Origin of the sequence: Cytobacillus sp. FSL R7-0680, assembly GCF_038009245.1 — a bacterium.
GTDB lineage: Bacteria > Bacillota > Bacilli > Bacillales > Cytobacillaceae > Cytobacillus > Cytobacillus kochii.
On record NZ_JBBPAO010000001.1, the window covers coordinates 589,582 to 608,553 of the forward strand.

Sequence of the window (18,972 nt, forward strand, 5' to 3'; positions counted from 1 at the left end):
GCAATGCAGAGACATGACCAGGAATCCCCGGCACCCAATTATATTTTAACATAGGGGGTTCCTGTATGAAAGAAGCTGCCAGCATTAAAAGAATCGAATCGTTGTTAAAAGATTATCATTGGATGAAAAAAGAAGTGGAGCGCCTTGAAAAAGTACTATTTGGATATTCTACACCTATGAAAAGTTGGGGTGTTGCTCAATATGGGATAGAGGCAACTTTGCCAAAAGGAAGCTCTGGAAAAAGCCAAGCGGAGTTAAATAACATGGATTTACGTGAAGAACGTTTATATAACAGGCTAGAGCGACTTAGAGAGAAAGTATATGTTATTGAGTTTGCTGCCGAATTATTGGAAGATGAACGCGATAAAGTCATTTATGATTGTATCCTAGATGGCATGTCATTCCGAGAGATATCTTATCATTTGTGTATATCTAGAAATCAGGTCAAAAAAGCCAAAGAAACCATATTGAACCATTTGAGCCAAAAAAGCCACTTTGTGCATTTGTTGAAACACGAAAAATCGGCATGCTAAAATGGAAGGCAGGACAGGGGAGGCAGTTAAACAAGCTGCTTCCTCTATTTTTGTGCGTTGCTCACCTTTCGGTGATTTTATAGGAGGATTTACCCCGTTTTATGGCGAATTATGTTATAAAAAGGGGAGGATTGCATATGGAGCAGGTGAAACAAGGATTGTGGATTTGTTCTAAATGTGAGGCAGTAATCACAGATTATAATGAGTACCATGACAATGATGGCGTTTGTGATGTGTGTTATTCCATTCCTATTAAAAAACGAAGGGGGCTTTTGAAATGAGAAAAGATCCAGGTGGAGGAAGAATTAAGAAGGACCCAGGTGGTGGCGGCTATCATTCAGATCTAGGTGTAGGAGGTCATCATATTGACCCAGGTTGTGGAGGTATATGATGCTCAATACTATCTTAAGAGACCCTAAGCCAGGAGGACACCATTCTGACCCTCCACGAGGTGGACATCACCAAGACCCAGGTGGTGGAGGATGGAAAAGGAACCCGAAACCAGGAAGTGATTGGCTAGCTTGGATTTCTTGTTTAATTGATCCAGGAGGCGGTGGCAGACAATGGGGAATAAAGTAGGTGGGTAATTAATTTTATTATCAGGAGGATTTACGTTTTGTTCAGATGCAACTAGAAAGGGAGAATAAAAATGAGTGGTTTTAAAGTTAAGGTGTATGCTTCAAATTCACCGAAGGATACTGTGAATGGGCAAAGTTTTAATTTGCCAATAATTCCGAGGGTCGGGGATTATATTGATGTAAAGTATAAACCTGATCCAATAAAGCGCCCTTTGAATAGTGTTGCAGGGGTTTTTGAGGTGAAAAACGTATTCATCCATGAGGCAGACTCAACATATGACGCTCACATCCATGTATTAATTGAAGAAGAGATAGAATAAAATTTAGACCTCAAATCGAGGTCTTTTTTCTTTGTAAAAAAAGACAGGAGGTAGGTGCCATGTAATGAATTGGGAGGAAATAAGGAAAGAATTTGAGACATCAAAAATTACATTAAAGGCGCTTGCTGATAAGCATGATATAAAAATTGGTACTTTGAAGAGCAGAAAAAGCCGTGAAGGATGGTCGAGAGATCCCACTAAAAAGGATGCAACCAAAAAGAAGAAGGTTGCAACCCCTGAACCTGTCATTGAATCAACTGATTTAACAGACAAGCAAGAGTTATTCTGTCTTTACTATATCAAGTATTTTAATGCAACTAAGGCTTATCAGAAGGCATATAACTGCGCTTATTCGACTGCAATGGTTGAAGGGCATCGACATCTAAGAAATCCTAAGATAGCCTCTGAGATTGAAAGATTGAAGCTTGAGAGGCAACAAGGCATATTCTTGGATGCGAAAGATATCCTTCAAAAGTACATTGACATTGCTTTTGCTGATATTACTGACTTTGTTGAGTTTGGTAAGAAGGAGCAACCAGAACTGAGAATAAGTGATGGTGAACCTCTGTTAGATGAAAACGGAGATCAAGTCATGTATTCATATAGTTATGTTGATTTCAAAGAATCAGATGAAGTTGACGGCACTCTTATTACCGAGGTTAAGAAAGGTAAGGATGGTGTTTCCATCAAGCTTGCTGATAAAATGAAGGCTCTTGAAATGCTGACCAAATACTATGATTTGCTTTCTGAGAATGATAAGAAGCGTCTTCAAGAGGAAAAGTTAAGGCATGATATGGAAATGAAGCAAAAAGAAGTTGAGCTTAAACAGAAAGAGATTGAGAGCAAGAATGCCCCTCCTGAAACATCTGATATCACACAATACTTAGAAGCACTAAAAGGCGAAATTAAGGATGTGTTTGACGATGAAGAATAAGGGGTTCCAGTTCAAGCCATTCTCCAAAAAGCAAAAAAAGCTCCTTATGTGGTGGATGGATGAATCACCGTATCATGATTATGAAATGGTAATTGCAGAAGGATCAATAAGAGCAGGTAAAACAATTGCTATGATTGATTCATTTATAATGTGGTCGATACACCAACATCAAAACCAATCTTTTATTATAGCGGGTAAATCAATAGGGGCTCTCAAACGTAACGTATTAAAACCATTATTTGAGATTCTCCTAGCAAAAGGGATTAAATATAAATACCATCGCTCAGATCACTACGTTCAAATTGGAACAAATATATTTTATTGTTTTGGTGCCAACAACGAATCTAGCCAAGACGTTTTACAAGGTTTAACTGCAGCAGGTGCATATCTCGATGAAGTGGCACTAATGCCTAAATCTTTTGTAGACCAAGCAATTGGCCGTTGTAGCGTGGAAGGTTCTCGATATTTCTTTAACTGTAACCCAGCTGGACCTTATCATTGGTTTAAGACAGAATTTATCGATAAAGCAGAAGAGAAAAAAGCATACCTCCTTCATTTTACAATGGATGATAATCTGTCTTTATCAGAAAAAGTAAAAGATAGATTCAAGAGAATGTTCAGTGGTGTTTTCTTCAAGAGATATATTCTTGGTCTATGGGTAATGGCAGAAGGTATTGTGTTTGATATGTTTTCAGAAGATGAGCACAAAGTGAAAACAGAAGACAGACCATACACACAATTATATATTTCCATAGACTATGGAACGCAGAACCCCACTACATTTGGTTTGTGGGGTCTTTACAATAACACTTGGTACAAAGTGAAAGAATACTACTACGATGCTCGTAAAGAAGGCAGTCAAAAAACGGATGAAGATTACTATGAGGATTTAGTTGAATTTACATCGGGTTATCAAATAACAAGGGTAATCATTGACCCGTCTGCAGCATCTTTTATAGCTACCATAAAGAAACATGGAAAGTTTGTTGTTAAAAAGGCTAAAAATGATGTGCTCAAAGGAATAAGAAGTATGGCTACAGCGATTAAAAAGAAAAAAATACTATACAACGATTGTTGCATTGAAACCTTTAGAGAGTTTTCTTCTTATGTATGGGATGAGAAGGCGACTGAACGAGGTGAAGATAAGCCGGTAAAACAGAATGACCACTGCTTGGATGGAGACAGATATTTCATCAATACCATTGTTTATCCAAAAGGAGTAGGAATATTAAAGTAAGGAGGTTGTCCGTTGTATCCAAGTACACCAACACATGCAGATGAGTTGATTCAAATCATTAAAACGAATTCACCTAAAGTTACAGAGCTCATCAAGGATTATATCGAAAAACACGACACATCTAAAATGGATGAAGGAGTGAGATATTATTTCAATGAATCTGATATTACAAAACGACAGATCTTCACGTATGAAGGGGATATTAAGGTTGTTGATGAAGATGCAACAAATAACAAATTACCCACCGCGTGGCATAAGCGTATTGTGGATCAGAAAGTTGGATATCTGGCTGGTAAACCAATCACTATCGAAAGCAACGTTAGTGAAGACCTCGCCTTAGAAAGGATTATTGAATTATTAGGCGATGATTTTGAAGATATTATTCCAGAGCTAATTAAAAACGCATCGAACAAGGGAAAAGAGTGGTTGCACCCATATATTGATGAAAATGGCGAATTTGATTATATGATTGTTCCTGCTCAGGAATTTATACCAATCTATGATAATACAAAGCGAAAAAATTTAACCGGTGGTATTCGCTTCTATGATCTTGATGACGGCACACGTAAAATTGAACTTTGGGATGACCAACAAGTGACATTTTATGAGGAATCAGATGACGGCATAGTGATGGATGTTACGTATTCCTTAAATCCTCAGTCACATTTCTTTTATGGAAAAGAAGGTTATGGGTGGGGAAAAGTGCCGTTCATTGAATTCAAAAACAACGAAGAAGCAGTTGGCGATTTAGTATTTTACAAACAATTAATTGATGCCTATGAGTTAATAATTAGTGATGTTACAAACACAATAGAAGATGTAGCAGCTTTGATCTATGTCTTAAAAGGTTATGAAGGCACATCACTAGAGGAATTCATGACGAATCTAAAAAAGTTTAAAGCGATCAGTGTATCAGATGAACCCGGATCGGGGGTAGATACAATCCAAGCGGATATTCCAGTTGCTGCCGTTGATAGCCAAACAAAAAGGCTGGCTGAATTAATTTATGATGCAGGGCAAGCAGTTGATACAACAACAGATAGCTTCGGGCAGAATCCATCAGGTGTGGCTTTACAGTTTTTGTACTCTTTCTTAGACATGAAAGCGAATGTGCTAGAAAGAAAGTTCAATAAAGGCCTTAAGTCGCTGATGTGGTTTATTTGCGAATATCTAGAGATAGCTGAGAATACTCAGGCGAATTATAAAAACTACTCCTTTTCGTTTAACAAGTCTATGATCACTAATGAAACTGAACAAATTGATAATATTAACAAATCAAGAGAGCTTGTGTCAGATGAAACTTTAAGAGCCAAGCATCCATTTGTTGATGATGTTCAACTTGAGCAAGAGAGAGTTGAAAAGGAAAGATCAGCTTATAGCGAGCAACAAGAGTCTCTAGGTGGTGAGGATGAAGATGAACCAACTGGAGATTGAAGAACATCTTGACAAACTTGCCAAAAAGGCAGAATCGAACATTGAAAAAATCTTTAATCGCCGTCTAATGGACATTACAAAAATTTTAGCTGATATGTATGTTAAGTATGCAGACAAAGATGGTGAAATATCGTGGACTGATGTAAACAAGTACAATCGATTAAATAAAGAACTCAAACAGATAAACAGCGTTCTCAATGGAGCGTATAAAGAGATAGTGAAAGTCCTTCAAACATCTACTGAAAACGTCTATCTTGAGGGATATCTTAGACATATGTATCTGTATCAAATGAGCACCGGTTATTCTATGAGAGTTACTTTACCAACAATGGAACTAATCCAACAAATCCTTAAAAATCCAATAGATAAGCTAACGCTCTCGTCGGTTCTTGAGGAACACCGAAACCAAATTATACGTCGCATTAATATCGAGATTGCTCAGGGTATCCAGGCGGGTGAAGGATATGCTGTTATCGCTAGACGATTACAAAACTCAGTCAAGTTTAACCAGCATAAAGCACGTACCGTTGTCCGTACCGAAGCGGGGAGATCTAGGAGCCTTGCCGGAGAAAAATCCGAAGAGCAAGCAGCTAAATATACAACAATAACTGGTGTGTGGCTTTCTGCCTTAGATTTAAAGGTTAGACACGCACACAGGGAACTAGATGGAAAAGAAACAAATGAGCAAGGGTATTTCACTTATAGAGGATTAAAATCCAAGGGACCGCATTTATGGGGCGTGGCATCGATGGATATTAATTGTCGTTGTCTAAAATTAAGAAAAGTAAATGGGTTATTACCCGAGTATCGTCGCGGTCGTGATTACATGGACCCTGATTATCAACAAGAAATCGCTGATCGAACCGAGAAATACATGGTTGATGGATTAACTTACAAACAAGCTTTAAAAAAGGCACAAAAGGAGATAAGTCCACCCTCGACAACGATGCCGTTTACCAGTTTTGAAGAATGGAAAAGTAAATTTGCTAGTTAGGATGAACTTGTCTTTAGCCAATAGACGTAAAACAAGGCTATTTTTTATGTATTTATTCGCAGTTATGCGGTAAATAGCTATCCTATCGTGTTCATAACACGTAAAAACAATGTGAGGAGAATGAAAATGAATAGAGAAGATTTGAAGGCTCTCGGATTAACTGAGGAGCAAATTGAGAAGGTTATGGCAAGTCATGGTAAAGTTATTAACCCCCTTAAGTCAGAGGCAGATAGGGTCAAAGATTTAGAGAATGAGATTACCACATATAAACAACAAATTGCAGACCGAGATACGCAACTGGTTGACCTCTCTAGAAAGGTGGGAGATAACAAGGATTTACAAAACCAGATTAAAGATTTACAAAAAGCAAATGCTGACGCTAAAGAAGAGTCTGATAGTAAGCTTGCTGCACAACGTAAGGAATTCAAGTTGGAATTAGCTTTGAAGGATGCGGCAGCGAAGAATCCAAAGGCAGTTAAAGCACTTCTTGATCAAGAAAAAATTAGTTTAGATGGAGATAATTTGATTGGGTTAGATGAACAGCTTAAGAGTTTAAAAGAGTCAGATGCGTATTTATTTGGTGAAGATGAACCGTCTGGACTAAAAGGAAGACAACCTCACCCTAGTGAACCTAATAGACCGACGCCACAGAATAATCCATTTAGCAAAGAGCATTTTAATCTCACTGAGCAAGGTCGCCTGTTAAAGGATGACCCCGAGTTATACAAAAAATTTAAGGCTTCGGCCAAATAAAAGAAAAGAGGATGATTATATATGGCAATCACTAGATTAGCAGATGTTATTCAACCGGAGATTTTCACACCTTATACTATTCAAGCAACAATGGAAAAATCGGAATTAATCCAGAGCGGTATTATTACAAATGATGAGGAATTCAATTCCCTTGCAGGTGGATCAAATACACTTATTAACATGCCTTTTTGGAATGATCTAGAAAATATTGAATCTCAAGTTATGAGAGATTCAGGGGATATGGATGTTAGCAAAATTACTTCCAACAAAGATATGGCACGCAAACAAGCTCGTACACAAGCTTGGGGTGCTAATGGTCTTTCAGCATTATTAAGTGGAGCTGACCCTGCTGGAGCAATTGCGAGTAGAGTTAGTGCATATTGGGCTCGAGATTTGCAACGTAATCTCCTTGCTACTCTATCTGGTGTGTTCAAAAGTAGCTCAATGTCTGCAAAGATTCATGATATTACAAGCCGTGATGGTGAAGCTGGAACAATTAATGCACGCACTTTTATTGATGCTACTCAATTGATGGGTGATGCGAAGAACTTACTAACAGGAGTAATGATGAACTCTGCAGTAGAAGCTGAACTGATTAAACAAGACTTAATTGAGTATGCGCCGCAATCTGAACAAGGTCGCCCAATCGGTTATTTTCTTGGGAAAAGAGTTATCGTTGATGATTCTCTGCCATTTGACAGTTCTACAGGACAATCAGAGGTTTATATCTTTGGCCAAGGAGCAATTGCACTTGGTAATGGCTCACACCCAGGTATCATCGAAACTGAAATCGTTAGAAATGGGATGTCTTATTCTGGTGAAGAGAATTTAGTTAACCGTCGTATCTTTATCTTGCATCCACGTGGTGTTGCATGGAACGAAGGCGGTGTAGCAAATATATTCCCAACAAACACTGAGCTGAATGTAGGAGCTCGTTGGAACCGAGTTTATGAGCCTAAAGCAGTCCGCATTGTAAAATTCCGTTTTAATACAATTCCTCAGGCTCCAGCAGGATCATAATTTGAGAGGTGATGAGAATGACCAAGAATAAAATCGAAGTAATCAACCATAAAGGTCATAAAATGATTGTTCAGCCGTCTCAAATGCCACCGGGATATAAAAAAATCAAAAAGAAGTTTACTACATCTAAATCAAATGCCAAAGCAGGTGAGTAGATGGACTATTTAATTGATCAGGTATCTTCTATTGCTGGAATCGATAAGGAGAAGCACCAAACATACTTAAGTGTGATGGTGCCAATCTTATTGGAGTATGCAGAGGATTATTGTGGTGCTACATTCGTTGGCTATGATCCACCTGCAGGTGTAAGGCTTTTTATAGGTGAGTCGTTAAGGCACAAAATCAAAGCTGATGGATTATCTAGCCGTTCTATGGGGTCAGTATCTTATTCATACGACACTGACCTCCCAGAAAAGATTAAGCATAATCTAAAGCCTTACAGGAGAGTGAGATTTCATGCATTACGCTGAGTTTCCTCATAACGTTGCATTCCTTGTAGAAGGGAAAAAGACTCCTGATGGAGGCGGTGGTTGGTTACCAGGAGAATGGGAGACATATGGTGAATCTATTGGTTTTTTGGATACACCGAAATCAGAAGTTATTTACCGTGCTCAACAAGCTAACCACCCGTTTGATAGACAATTGTATTTTCCATATCGTACCGATATAACGACAAAAATGCGTGTAGTATGTGAAGGAGATACTTATGAGTTAGTTGGTAAACCGTTGGATCAAGGCGGTCAGAGTGAAATCATGAGGGTTGATTTGAGGCTGTTAGCTGATGGCTAGAAGTAGTATCAGTATCGGTATAGAGATGGGTGGTTTACGTCAGTTTGATAGAGCGATTGATAGGTTTGAAAAAGAATTTATCATAGAGGTTAAACGAGTTATTACTGAGACTGCTGAATTGATACAAGGTCAAGCCCAGGCATTAGCCCCAACAGGTGATGGCCATTTAAGAAGATCAATCGAAATTCGTTATTATAATCGAGGGTTATCAGCTGAGATTATAGTAGGTGCTGCCTATGCCATTTATGTTGAATACGGCACAGGAATCTATAGTAGTACAGGAAACGGCCGACGTACCCCTTGGGTTTACTGGTCAGAAAAACTAAATCGTTATGTCTACACTCGTGGTATGAAACCTCAACCATATTGGCAACCAGCTATTGAAGCAGGGAGCCGTCATTTTGAACGTGAATTAGGTAGATTAGGTGCGTGATAGTATGAAAGAAACAGCACTATGGCCATTACAACAAGCGATTTTCAAGCGTCTGAGTGAAGATGCTGATTTAAACGACGTAATTACAGGTGTTTATGATTATGTTAATCAGAATACACCGTTTCCTTATGTGACAGTTGGTGAGCCTACTGTATCACCATTTGAGAGCAAAACATCTTACAGCGAAAACATACCTTGGGTTTTACATTGCTACAGTGACGCACAGGGTAAGCGAGAAACGATGCAAATGCTTAACCTAATGGTAATGGCTCTAACAAAAGAAAATTGGCATGTCGAGGGTTTTAAAGTGTTTAAATTTATGATTGATCCAAATATGAGGGTGCTTAGCCCAGCGGACATTGGTTTTCCTTATCAAGGGATTCTTAATGTCCGTTTTTATATTGAACAGGAGGACTAAAAATGAAGCAAAATGGTAAGGATACTATCCTTTTAATCCAACCGGTTGATGCAACTGTTGGCTCAGATGCACTAGTCGTCGCTGAACAAACAGAAGGTACGTACTCTATCGAGAATGAGTTAGTGGATGAGCAATCTAAAATGGGGCGCATCTTGGCTTATGGTCAGAATAGCGAATCCTTTGAGCTAACTGCTTATGGAGTAAAAAAGGATGCTGGACAATTAGCTGTACTTAATGCGATTAAGCAAAAGAAGAAATTGAAAGTGTGGGAAGTTGACTTAATTGCAAATGAAGAAGGCACTTATGATGCTGTATTTGCTTATTGCTTAGTTGAATCGGTTGAAAAGTCTAGCCCAGGAGATAATTTCATCGAAATTAGCGCGACTCTCCAAGTTGAGGGTGAATCAGTTGAAGGAACCCTTACTGAGTTACCAGAAGGTATTACAAATGCAAGTGCATATGAATTTGAACAACCTGGTGAAACAGGAACAAGCACAGGAGCTTAAGAGATTGGCTAATGCCAGTCTCTTTTATTTGATATGAGGAGGTTTTATTGAAATGGCTGTATTAACAATCGGTGAAAGAGAATACGAGGCACGTACAGATTTTAAATTTGAGAAGGTAGCAAATGAAAAGTATAACGAGGAAGATTCACAGGGCAACAAGCAAGGTGGACTAATCAATATTTATAGTAAACTCTTAGAATTTGACATTCTATTTTTATCAGCATTTTGGGATTGTGCTCTTTCTCATTTGAAAAGTGAGAAACCTTCACTCGAATCCATTGAAAATGCTATTTTGAAACACATTGAGGAAAATGGCGATGCAGATCAGTTGTTTAAGGATGCATTTCGAAAGTTGGATAACTCGGGTTTTTTCAAACAAAAAGTCAAGAAATATTGGAAGAACTTGAACTTGATGAGCGACTTCGGGGAGACCGAAAACGAGAAAAAGGCCATTCTAGAAATGATCGAGGAAGCCAAAGAAAACCGGAAGTTTCTGACGGAACAGACTACAAAACAGTCATAAGTGACGTTGCTCAATTAATGGGTATATTCGATGTGGACCTCATTATGTCATGGGAGCCATGGGAGTACGAAGCATTAAGGATAGGAGCGCTGAATCGAAAAATAGATCAGTATGAACTTATGGCGAAAACAGCCATGGCGAATAGGTATGCACAACATGCTAAACGGGCAAGTGAGCGAAAGATTTTCAATGCAAATCAAGCTAGAAGAAACTTAGAAAAAGGAATTACTGGTACTGATAAAAACCTAGAACGAATGATTGATTTGAACAATAAATTCAAAGGGTTTAAGCCGAATTTCAAGCCGAAGGGAGGTTGAGTCTTGAGCTCTCATTTAAGTGCAATCGTGGGTGCAAGAATTAGTGAATTCAGGCGAAAAATGCGAAGGGTTAGGGATACGTTAAGAGATTTGCCAAATGACACGAGACTTAGAATATCTGCGATAACAGATGTCGCTGAAGAACGAATCAACAAATTCCAAGATAAGATGAATCGATTGGCAAACTCTATTCGAGCATTCGGTACGGTAGGTGCTAATATGTTTCAAGGTAGTATGTTGATGGTTAGCCCAGCACTAGTACCAATTATCGCGGCGGCTGTTGGACTATTAGGTACTCTTGGACCAATGATTGCTGTAGCAGGAAGTAACACATTTGCTCTCGCGGCAGCTTTTGGTATTGCTGGCGGTGCAGCTGTTGGTTTTGGTGCGGCGGCTATACCAACTATTAAATCGATTATTGATGGTACTGCAAAAAGTACGAAGGAAAATGTTAGGGCGATGAGGGCGTTAGATAAGCTCAAAAGCACTTGGAGTGGTGTTCAAGATGCAATAGCCCCACAAACAGCTAATGCTTTCGCAAGTGCCATGACGGGAATAGAAAAAGCTTTGTCATCATTAAATCCAATGTTTAAAAGCGTAGCAGGTACAGTTGCTGACTTGTCAGCACGCTTCGATAAGTTTATGAGTTCAAAATCTGCTAAGCAATTTTTTGGATACTTAAATAAGAATGCAGCTCCTATTTTAGATAAGGTTATGTCAGGATTAGGCGGATTAATTCAAGGCTTTATGAATTTAACTGTAGCTTTTTCTCCAATGACAGACTTTATGGCGCAAGGATTTAAGAATATGGGACAGTCATTCGTAGATTTTACGGAACGAATAAAAGGATCTACTGCTTTACAAAATTTCATCTCATATCTTCAAACAAACGGACCTAAAATATGGGCGATAGTAAAAAACATCACTCTTGGTTTAATAGGTATGTTTACCGCGTTTGGCCCACTTGCTTCAGATATGATGGCGGGGTTACAAAATCTTACTTCTCGTTTTAAGGAGTGGGGACAATCTTTATCGGAGAATCAGCAATTTCAAAAATTTATAGGATACATTCGAGATAATGCACCGACTGTAATTGCGTTAATCGGTAACATCACTACATTTTTAGTTAATTTAGGAATAGCGATAGCTCCAATAGGGTCAAAAGTACTTCAAGTGGTAAACAGTATATTTGCTTGGACTAGTAGTATGATGGCTGCTCATCCATGGATTGGACAAATAATCGGAGGATTGGTAATGTTTGCGGGTGCTTTAATGGCATCATTCCCAGCAATTATTGCAATTCGTACAGCCTTTGTTGGATTACCCGGTGTTATTTCTTCAGCTATTGCAAAGATACTTCCAATAGTGAGTTCATTTAAATTAGCTATGATAACGGGTTTAAGAATGCTAGGCATTCAGCTTTATTTATTTGGTACTAAGGTTTTAGCAACTGCAACTAGTGTTATAGCAGCCTTTGGGAGAATGATAGCAGGTGCAGCAAAATGGGCTGCATCTCTAATAGCCAAAATAGTAACTGTAATAGCTAAATTTGTGGTGATGTCTGTAAAAGCAACCTTACACGCAGGAAAGGTAGCTCTATCCTTTACTGTGACCATGGTAAAAGCAGCTGCAAAAGCAACAGCATCTATGATTGTAAGTATGGCGAAAATAATAGCAAAGTATGCTGTATTGGCAGCTAAGTCCATGATACACGCAGCGCGTGTTGCTGCATCATGGCTAATCGCCATGGGTCCGGTTGGCTGGGTAATTGCTACAGTAGTCGCTTTAGTCGCTCTGATCATTGCAAACTGGGATAAAATTAAATCATGGACCACAAAAACATTTTCTAAAATAGTTAGTGTTATGCGAGAAAAAATGAATGATGCCAAACAAAAAGTAAGTAATATACTCGACAATATCAAATCATTTTTCACCAGTATGGACCTATATGCATCAGGTAAGGCGATAATTCAAAGCGCTATTGATGGATTGATGGCAATGAAGAATAAAATTGTAAGTAAAGTTGAGGGCATTGTTGGTGCTGTTCGTGATTTATGGCCATTCTCTCCCGCAAAGGAAGGACCATTATCTGATATCCACCGTATGGACTTTGGCGGACCTATTACAAAATCAATTACTAGAGCAAAAAAACCAATCATGTCATCGATGACAAGTTTGGCTGCATCTGCAAGAAGCGCATTTACTCCAAATATAGCACTAGCTAATATCGGTGGTACTGCAACCTTTGATACATCATTTAGTGATGGAACAAGGGCTATTGAGCATGCCTTTAATGCGGAAGTAAACGAGATAGAATTGCCAGATAGAGAAGAACAATATGCAGTAATTAATATCGGTGGCCACGAAGCGCAAGGAGTTATTAAATACATTTCAGGTGAGCAAAATCGAGCTAATTTTAGACAAAGGAGGCGACCAAATTAATGTTTGATATTTCATATGATGAGTATCTAGGTGATCCATTTCGTATGATTCATAACGGAGTGGATTTATCTAATTACTTTTATGTATTAGACGTAAAGGGTCGTTCTTTGTCGCCTAATGAGATACACGCCACACAGCGATCTAACGGCTCTTATCGATTTAAAAAACGGACTAAGACACCCGTGCCGTTAACAGTAAAGGCTATTATGGTGTGTGAGTCAGATTTCGAGTTGCGCGAAAGGTTAAACGAGTTAAATGGTATTTTAACTACAGACCAACCTGTACCTATTTCATTTTCCGATGAGCCAGAGTTTACCTACAATGGTATTCTCAGCAGCGTAACGGAGGATGGAGAAGTAAACGGTGCTCATCTATTTACAATGATATTTTGGCGCCCCGTCGCATCTAAGACTAAAGAAACTAAAAGATTGTCGATCAATTCAACAGATACTCAATTTATAGTCACTGGACAGACCGAGACACCATGGACAATCGAAGTTGATTTTACCCAAGCTACTAGCTCGTTTAAGGTAGAGTCAAATGTAGGTCTTTATCTTTTGTTAAATTATGAGTTTATCCCTGGTGATAGGTTACTCATTAGCTTTGATGGTCGAAAGGTGTTTTTAAACGGCAACGATCTAAGGTCAGCAGTCAGTATGTCATCTAACTATGTGTTGTTACAACCAGGTGAAATAACATTAAAAGCAAGTCATGATTGTGATTTGGTTTATGACGAAAGATATTATTAGGAGGGATAAGGATGATTGAAAATCAAAAAAAGATAGAGGAAGTAATTAAAAAACTAGACAAGAAAATCATACATCTGGAAACAAAGGTAGACTTATTAATCAGTAAATTAAATGCAAATAAAATTAAGTAATGATTTCCTGAATGGTCCCAATCATTAATAGGAGGTTAATGATTGGGATTGAAATTATTCGAATCTCAAATAATGTTCAAGTTCTTCGGATACTTTATATCCTTGTTTTATTGCTTCTGCCATGATTTCTTCTTTAGACATTTCGAAGTCTCTTAAATCAATAACTAAGAAATTTTTATCAGGATTTACATGGGAAAAGTTGGCCTGAAGCGTTTTATTTAGATAATCCCACGAATGCAAAGGCTTGGTAGTAATGGGCTTTGGAGCTAATTTAGACATACTTTCACCTCCTTCGATATACCTATTTCGACAGGTGGTGACAATTTTCCTGTAGAAAGGATGTGAAAATTTGACAGAGTTATATATTTTTAACCAAGACGACAAACAATTGACCATTATCTCTGAGGATAGTGGTCTTATTAGTGCTCCTTACCGTATTGAAATTAATAAGATACCAGAAACACCTTTTTCTTTTACTGTAGAAGCTGACAGCGAAAACGCTAAGTATGTACTTGAAGAAAATAAAGTAGTTTTCCGTGATCATGAAGGAGATTTAAGGCTGTTTGTCATTAAGGAGTTAGATGACTCTGACGGCATGGATGGACCATTAACTACAGCAACATGCGAGCCAGAGTTTTTAGAGCTTGCAGAGCATATTGTTTTAGACAAACGATTTAGTGATAAGACGGCACAAATAGCATTAGATGCAGCGCTTGAAGGTACTGGATGGATAGGTGAGGTTGAAGTTGATTTAGGGCTTGCCTCCACAAACTTTTACCGCATGCGGTCAATCGATGCCATTTGGGAGATTATCAAAGTGTGGGGTGGCGAATTTAAAGATGTCGTTGAGTTTGACGAGGAAAATAATATTGTCGCTCGTAAGATTAAAATTATCCAACGGCTTGGCAAGGATACAGGTCAACGCTTTGAAATAGACCACAATACAACCGAGATTGGTAGACAAGTCTTAAGTTATCCTGTAACAGCAATGTATGGTTGGGGGGCATCGCTTGAAACAGAGGGCGGTGGCAACACTCGTTACATTGATTTCGGCGATGTTGAAATGTCTATTGCTAATGGAGATCTATTCGACAAACCTAAAGGGCAAAAATGGGTTGGTGATCCAGAGGCGTTTGCAAGTTATCGCCGCATTCGTGATGGTGTAGCTTTACATCGTTTTGGTCAGTTTAGCAATCAAGACTATGAGGACCCTGAGGAACTATTGTGGGCAACATGGGATAATCTACAAAACAATAATAAGCCGGTAGTTAATTATCGCTTATTCGTTGATTTATTTGACGATAAAGTAAGTTTGGGTGATACAGCCATAGCAATAGATCGCAAGTTTGCAAGACCAATAGAAATACAATCTCGCATCATCGCCATGGAATATGACCTTTTAGACATCGACGGCACCATGGTTGTTGAGATGGGGCAATTTCTTGATTTAGAAGATGATCGGCTTGAAGAGTTAAAAGAAGAAGTTGAAAAAATCCGTGATCGTCCACAACAAGTCACAGAGGGTAGTTTCCCAGACATCAAACCCACTACTCCAATAAATGTTGAAGCAATAAGTGGATATGAATCTATTCAATTGTATTGGGATTATGATAGTTCAATTTATGTTAAGCATTATGAAGTGTATGGTTCTCAAATTAAAGATTTTATTCCTGATACCCAACATTTATTGTGGAGGGGTAATACTAGTGGCTACCTTCATAAAGCAGAAACAAATCAAATATGGTATTTCAGAGTAAGAGCTGTTAATCAACATGGAACTCCGAGTGATTGGTCAGTACAAGTTAATGCTCCAACCCGAAGAATTATAGATGATGAAACTCTTTTTGGACCAGATGGGGCAGAGAAGTTAAGAGAACTATCAGAAATGCATGATACTCTTGGAGATAGCGTAATTAGAAAGGACATGATTCGCCAAGATGTATATGATCAAATCCAAGCTGATTCAAAGCAATATACTGATGCTGAGATAACAGCAACAGAGGTTAGCTTGATGTCTGAACTTGCAAATAAAGCAGGCTTTGACTATGTGGATGGAAAGATATATCTGGTTAATGAGGAATTGATTAATAAGGTTGATAATGGAGTTTACCAGAATAAAATTCTTCAAATTGATAACAGCCTAGATGGGTTGTCTTTACGAGCGCAAAATGTGGAAGCTAATGTTAATGAATTAACCGGTGAAGTTGGTAATGCTATTAGTCAAATTGCTGCAGTTGATATTAAGGCTAATAAGATTTCTACTAGTGTAAATGAGCTTAGGTCTGATTTTAATAATTTGGAGATTGGTGGAAGGAACTTAATAAAAGGAAGTGATGTACCATATACATTCCCCATAGCAACTACTACTTTCGTAAACAGGATATTCTATAGGGGTTTGGAACGCAATACGACTTATACATTTAGCGCAGAGATAGAAGTTCATGAGGGCAATGTAACCGAAGTGTCGGTCTATCCGTATTTAGCTAGTGGTCAGAATATGACCGTGATACATGCACCAGTCGTTGACGGTAAGATAGTTGCTACCTTCACGACTGACGATAGGTATGATTACAATTTATTGGTCTATAATGGCCGGTCGGGTATGACTACAGGAAATAGCATAACAGTATCCAAGTACAAACTCGAAAAAGGTAATAAAGCAACTGATTGGACACCAGCACCCGAAGATATAGAAAGCCGCGTCTCATCAGCCGAAACACTCATTGACCAAACAGCATACGACTTAACATTTAAAGCATCCACTCAAGAAGTTAATTCATTAACCGGTAGAATGACTTCAGCTGAATCATCTATTAGGCTTTTATCGGATGATATTGAGTTGAAAGTAGACCGAGATGGCATTATTGGTGCGATTAATGTACAACCTGGAGATGTGAAAATCCACACTAGATTACTTGATGTAGGTGATTTTACAAATCTCGTAGATAATGGAACATTCGAGGATGATGCTACCAACGTTACAAACAAAGTAAATGGATGGATAAACGAAAACCCAAGTAACTCAGTTTTTATGGTATATGATCAAACAACATGGGGCTTACAAAACGGCTCAACAAAGACCATGGTTTTATGGGCAAATTCTGTTCGCAATGTTGATGTCATGCAAGAAAGATATATCCAAGTAAGTGAGGGGGATGAGCTTTACTTTGAATGGGAGTATCGAAATCACAATACTGCAGGGACTGGAAGACAAACTTTTGGTGTACGTAATTACTCTCCTTCTAAAGAACATCATAGTTGGGGAACAGCTTTCACTACAACAACCAAGACCGTAAATTGGACTAAAATGAATGGTTCATATAAAGTGCCAGCTGGAGTTGGATATATTAGAATTCGCGTTACATTTGAAAACAATGGAGAAACTTCTAACCGCCTATATGTTGATAACCTTGTCGTTAGAAGAAAAAATAACGCAGCATTGATTGTAGATGGCTCAATCACAGCAAACTTAATGGCAGCCAATAGTATAACAGCTCAGAATGGCGCATTAGCAAATGCGTCTATTACGCGTGCCAAATTACAAGATGCCATTATCGGTACTGCACAGATTGATGATTTAGCTGTAACAGCTGCTAAAATTGCAAGCGTGAACGCTGACCGTATTAATGTAGGTGCATTGAGAGGTATTGACGTGTATGGAGCTAAGTTCCGTTCTTCTGACGGATTAACTAACTTAGAAATCATTGGAGGAAATGTCCGTCTTACGCAGTCTAATGGGCAATATGTCAATGTTAATCCAGACGGTTTGTTTGGATATAATTCAGGCGGTTCTCAACGATTTAGTGTTGATAGATCACTAGTAACAAGTGCAGCTCTAGGCACAAGTAATTCTAATGTCTATTTGGCTCCAGACTCAACTAACGAAGTCAGGGTAGTTAATATTTCAAGTATTCCATCAGATGGTGTTGCAGAGAATTACAGTTACAGACCTATCAGGGCTCAAGGATTACGTTTTGGACCGGGATATAATGGATATATCGGCACAGACCAAGAAGTAAGAATAACAAGTTCAGCGTTTACGCAACCTGACGGATCAGTTGTATATCGTGATTTACGAGCTTCTATTATTTATGGTTTTGGTTTTAGCACTAATTCAACCAATGCTTATATTGGCTCTGATGATGAAACAAGGTTTGTTAACAAGGGATATGTGGATGGTTCTTCTGGTAACCCGGTATACCGTAATGCTAGAGGATATAAGGCTTATTTCGCTGGGATAGCTACTAACACATCAGCAGGAGGAACTCACTTATATTTGGGTGCAAATGGGGACATAAGAGCCACAGGTGTGGGAATGGCTGATGAAGGAAGTATTATTTGGCGCAGAGTGGTCGCGGCTGGATTCCAAGGGAACTATATAGAAGTAAATCCAAATACCAATGGAACTCATTTGTATGTGAGATCAAATGGCGAGGTTCAAGCAACAGCAAGTGGAACAACAGGTTCATATATTCCTGTAAGAGCTTCTAGTTTTCCAACTGGTTCAATGGCATCTTACAAAGAAGATATTAAGGAATGGACAGACAGTGCGCTAGATATCATCAACAAATCAACAATTTACCAATACCGCCTAAAAAGAGAAGTCGAAAGTGGACATTCTCGAGTAAGACAAGGATTAGTTATAGGTGAGGGTTATCAAATTGCCGATGAATTAATTGATGGTGATGGTGTAGAGCAATATCTCATGAACAGTATTAACATGAAAGGCATCCAAGAACTAGATAAAAGAACCCTTGGACACGCTGACGAAATTAACTGGCTCAAAATAGAGAATCAACATTTAAGACAAAAGGTTGCAAAATTAGAAGAAAAAATTAGCGCCGCATAAATTAGGAGGTTT

The 18,972-nt window shown here is 38.5% G+C and carries 22 protein-coding genes; 21 read left to right on the forward strand and 1 reads right to left on the reverse strand.

Translation table 11 applies throughout. The annotated features are described in order from the left end of the window. Positions 1-65: 65 nt before the first annotated feature. The 20 genes from MKY26_RS03035 (at position 66) to MKY26_RS03130 (ending at position 13,980) form a co-directional block, all read left to right on the forward strand. Positions 66-533 carry a sigma-70 family RNA polymerase sigma factor gene (locus MKY26_RS03035; protein WP_095371164.1) on the forward strand — a complete coding sequence of 156 codons (468 nt, stop codon included), beginning with the start codon at positions 66-68 and terminating at the stop codon, positions 531-533. 137 nt (positions 534-670) lie between these two features. After that, entirely contained in the window at positions 671-814 is a 144-nt protein-coding gene (locus MKY26_RS03040) for a hypothetical protein (RefSeq protein ID WP_157733841.1), read from the forward strand. Positions 815-923: 109 nt separating this feature from the next. Then, entirely contained in the window at positions 924-1,112 is a 189-nt protein-coding gene (locus MKY26_RS03045; protein ID WP_341050571.1) for a hypothetical protein, read from the forward strand. A 70-nt stretch (positions 1,113-1,182) separates the two neighbouring features. After that, the gene (locus MKY26_RS03050; RefSeq protein ID WP_341050573.1) at positions 1,183-1,431 is read left to right on the forward strand and encodes a hypothetical protein; all 249 of its coding nucleotides are present in this window, start codon (positions 1,183-1,185) and stop codon (positions 1,429-1,431) included. 64 nt (positions 1,432-1,495) lie between these two features. Then, positions 1,496-2,365 carry a terminase small subunit gene (locus tag MKY26_RS03055; protein ID WP_341092055.1) on the forward strand — a complete coding sequence of 290 codons (870 nt, stop codon included), beginning with the start codon at positions 1,496-1,498 and terminating at the stop codon, positions 2,363-2,365. After that, positions 2,355-3,602, forward strand: a complete 1,248-nt coding sequence (locus tag MKY26_RS03060) for a PBSX family phage terminase large subunit (RefSeq protein ID WP_341092057.1) — start codon at positions 2,355-2,357, stop codon at positions 3,600-3,602. Before MKY26_RS03055 ends, MKY26_RS03060 begins: the two co-directional genes overlap by 11 nt. A gap of 12 nt (positions 3,603-3,614) precedes the next feature. Then, on the forward strand, positions 3,615-5,036 hold the full coding sequence (locus tag MKY26_RS03065) for a phage portal protein (RefSeq protein WP_341092059.1): 1,422 nt from the start codon (positions 3,615-3,617) through the stop codon (positions 5,034-5,036). Then, positions 5,017-6,030 carry a phage minor head protein gene (locus MKY26_RS03070; protein ID WP_341050584.1) on the forward strand — a complete coding sequence of 338 codons (1,014 nt, stop codon included), beginning with the start codon at positions 5,017-5,019 and terminating at the stop codon, positions 6,028-6,030. Before MKY26_RS03065 ends, MKY26_RS03070 begins: the two co-directional genes overlap by 20 nt. A gap of 126 nt (positions 6,031-6,156) precedes the next feature. Further along, positions 6,157-6,783: a phage scaffolding protein gene (locus MKY26_RS03075; protein WP_341050585.1), complete on the forward strand. Its 627-nt coding sequence runs from the start codon at positions 6,157-6,159 to the stop codon at positions 6,781-6,783. Between the two features lie 21 nt (positions 6,784-6,804). After that, positions 6,805-7,803 (forward strand): major capsid protein, encoded by a 999-nt coding sequence (locus tag MKY26_RS03080; protein ID WP_341050587.1) that lies wholly within the window; start codon positions 6,805-6,807, stop codon positions 7,801-7,803. Positions 7,804-7,820: 17 nt separating this feature from the next. Beyond that, the gene (locus MKY26_RS03085) at positions 7,821-7,958 is read left to right on the forward strand and encodes a hypothetical protein (protein ID WP_341050590.1); all 138 of its coding nucleotides are present in this window, start codon (positions 7,821-7,823) and stop codon (positions 7,956-7,958) included. Beyond that, positions 7,959-8,273, forward strand: coding sequence for a phage head-tail connector protein (locus MKY26_RS03090; RefSeq protein ID WP_341092061.1), 315 nt, complete (start codon positions 7,959-7,961; stop codon positions 8,271-8,273). Continuing rightward, positions 8,260-8,592 carry a phage head closure protein gene (locus MKY26_RS03095; RefSeq protein ID WP_341050595.1) on the forward strand — a complete coding sequence of 111 codons (333 nt, stop codon included), beginning with the start codon at positions 8,260-8,262 and terminating at the stop codon, positions 8,590-8,592. The genes MKY26_RS03090 and MKY26_RS03095 overlap by 14 nt, the downstream gene beginning before the upstream one ends. Beyond that, the gene (locus tag MKY26_RS03100) at positions 8,585-9,025 is read left to right on the forward strand and encodes an HK97 gp10 family phage protein (RefSeq protein ID WP_341092063.1); all 441 of its coding nucleotides are present in this window, start codon (positions 8,585-8,587) and stop codon (positions 9,023-9,025) included. Before MKY26_RS03095 ends, MKY26_RS03100 begins: the two co-directional genes overlap by 8 nt. 4 nt (positions 9,026-9,029) lie before the next feature. Beyond that, complete coding sequence (locus tag MKY26_RS03105; RefSeq protein WP_341092065.1) at positions 9,030-9,443, forward strand: DUF3168 domain-containing protein; 414 nt, start codon at positions 9,030-9,032, stop codon at positions 9,441-9,443. Between the two features lie 2 nt (positions 9,444-9,445). Beyond that, positions 9,446-9,949: a phage major tail protein, TP901-1 family gene (locus tag MKY26_RS03110; protein WP_341050601.1), complete on the forward strand. Its 504-nt coding sequence runs from the start codon at positions 9,446-9,448 to the stop codon at positions 9,947-9,949. Between the two features lie 52 nt (positions 9,950-10,001). Next, complete coding sequence (locus MKY26_RS03115) at positions 10,002-10,472, forward strand: tail assembly chaperone (RefSeq protein ID WP_341050603.1); 471 nt, start codon at positions 10,002-10,004, stop codon at positions 10,470-10,472. A gap of 44 nt (positions 10,473-10,516) precedes the next feature. Then, the gene (locus MKY26_RS03120; protein ID WP_341050606.1) at positions 10,517-10,789 is read left to right on the forward strand and encodes a hypothetical protein; all 273 of its coding nucleotides are present in this window, start codon (positions 10,517-10,519) and stop codon (positions 10,787-10,789) included. A 3-nt stretch (positions 10,790-10,792) separates the two neighbouring features. After that, positions 10,793-13,231, forward strand: coding sequence for a hypothetical protein (locus MKY26_RS03125; protein ID WP_341092068.1), 2,439 nt, complete (start codon positions 10,793-10,795; stop codon positions 13,229-13,231). Further along, positions 13,231-13,980 (forward strand): distal tail protein Dit, encoded by a 750-nt coding sequence (locus MKY26_RS03130; protein ID WP_341092072.1) that lies wholly within the window; start codon positions 13,231-13,233, stop codon positions 13,978-13,980. The genes MKY26_RS03125 and MKY26_RS03130 overlap by 1 nt, the downstream gene beginning before the upstream one ends. A gap of 185 nt (positions 13,981-14,165) precedes the next feature. Here MKY26_RS03130 and MKY26_RS03135 read toward each other — a convergent pair whose 3' ends face one another. Continuing rightward, positions 14,166-14,390, reverse strand: coding sequence for a hypothetical protein (locus MKY26_RS03135; RefSeq protein WP_341092075.1), 225 nt, complete (start codon positions 14,388-14,390; stop codon positions 14,166-14,168). Positions 14,391-14,460: 70 nt separating this feature from the next. Between MKY26_RS03135 and MKY26_RS03140 the strand changes: the two genes are divergently transcribed. Continuing rightward, positions 14,461-18,960, forward strand: a complete 4,500-nt coding sequence (locus MKY26_RS03140) for a phage tail spike protein (RefSeq protein ID WP_341092078.1) — start codon at positions 14,461-14,463, stop codon at positions 18,958-18,960. The last annotated feature ends 12 nt before the right edge of the window (positions 18,961-18,972 follow it).

Excerpts from the sequence above, each read along its gene's own strand:
- MKY26_RS03035 (WP_095371164.1), top strand. The coding sequence starts at position 66 with ATGAAAGAAGCTGCCAGCATTAAAAGAATCGAATCGTTGTTAAAAGAT.
- MKY26_RS03040 (WP_157733841.1), top strand. The coding sequence starts at position 671 with ATGGAGCAGGTGAAACAAGGATTGTGGATTTGTTCTAAATGTGAGGCA.
- MKY26_RS03045 (WP_341050571.1), top strand. The coding sequence starts at position 924 with ATGCTCAATACTATCTTAAGAGACCCTAAGCCAGGAGGACACCATTCT.
- MKY26_RS03050 (WP_341050573.1), top strand. The coding sequence starts at position 1,183 with ATGAGTGGTTTTAAAGTTAAGGTGTATGCTTCAAATTCACCGAAGGAT.
- MKY26_RS03055 (WP_341092055.1), top strand. The coding sequence starts at position 1,496 with ATGAATTGGGAGGAAATAAGGAAAGAATTTGAGACATCAAAAATTACA.
- MKY26_RS03060 (WP_341092057.1), top strand. The coding sequence starts at position 2,355 with ATGAAGAATAAGGGGTTCCAGTTCAAGCCATTCTCCAAAAAGCAAAAA.
- MKY26_RS03070 (WP_341050584.1), top strand. The coding sequence starts at position 5,017 with ATGAACCAACTGGAGATTGAAGAACATCTTGACAAACTTGCCAAAAAG.
- MKY26_RS03075 (WP_341050585.1), top strand. The coding sequence starts at position 6,157 with ATGAATAGAGAAGATTTGAAGGCTCTCGGATTAACTGAGGAGCAAATT.
- MKY26_RS03080 (WP_341050587.1), top strand. The coding sequence starts at position 6,805 with ATGGCAATCACTAGATTAGCAGATGTTATTCAACCGGAGATTTTCACA.
- MKY26_RS03085 (WP_341050590.1), top strand. The coding sequence starts at position 7,821 with ATGACCAAGAATAAAATCGAAGTAATCAACCATAAAGGTCATAAAATG.
- MKY26_RS03090 (WP_341092061.1), top strand. The coding sequence starts at position 7,959 with ATGGACTATTTAATTGATCAGGTATCTTCTATTGCTGGAATCGATAAG.
- MKY26_RS03095 (WP_341050595.1), top strand. The coding sequence starts at position 8,260 with ATGCATTACGCTGAGTTTCCTCATAACGTTGCATTCCTTGTAGAAGGG.
- MKY26_RS03100 (WP_341092063.1), top strand. The coding sequence starts at position 8,585 with ATGGCTAGAAGTAGTATCAGTATCGGTATAGAGATGGGTGGTTTACGT.
- MKY26_RS03105 (WP_341092065.1), top strand. The coding sequence starts at position 9,030 with ATGAAAGAAACAGCACTATGGCCATTACAACAAGCGATTTTCAAGCGT.
- MKY26_RS03110 (WP_341050601.1), top strand. The coding sequence starts at position 9,446 with ATGAAGCAAAATGGTAAGGATACTATCCTTTTAATCCAACCGGTTGAT.
- MKY26_RS03115 (WP_341050603.1), top strand. The coding sequence starts at position 10,002 with ATGGCTGTATTAACAATCGGTGAAAGAGAATACGAGGCACGTACAGAT.
- MKY26_RS03120 (WP_341050606.1), top strand. The coding sequence starts at position 10,517 with ATGTCATGGGAGCCATGGGAGTACGAAGCATTAAGGATAGGAGCGCTG.
- MKY26_RS03130 (WP_341092072.1), top strand. The coding sequence starts at position 13,231 with ATGTTTGATATTTCATATGATGAGTATCTAGGTGATCCATTTCGTATG.
- MKY26_RS03135 (WP_341092075.1), bottom strand. The coding sequence starts at position 14,390 with ATGTCTAAATTAGCTCCAAAGCCCATTACTACCAAGCCTTTGCATTCG.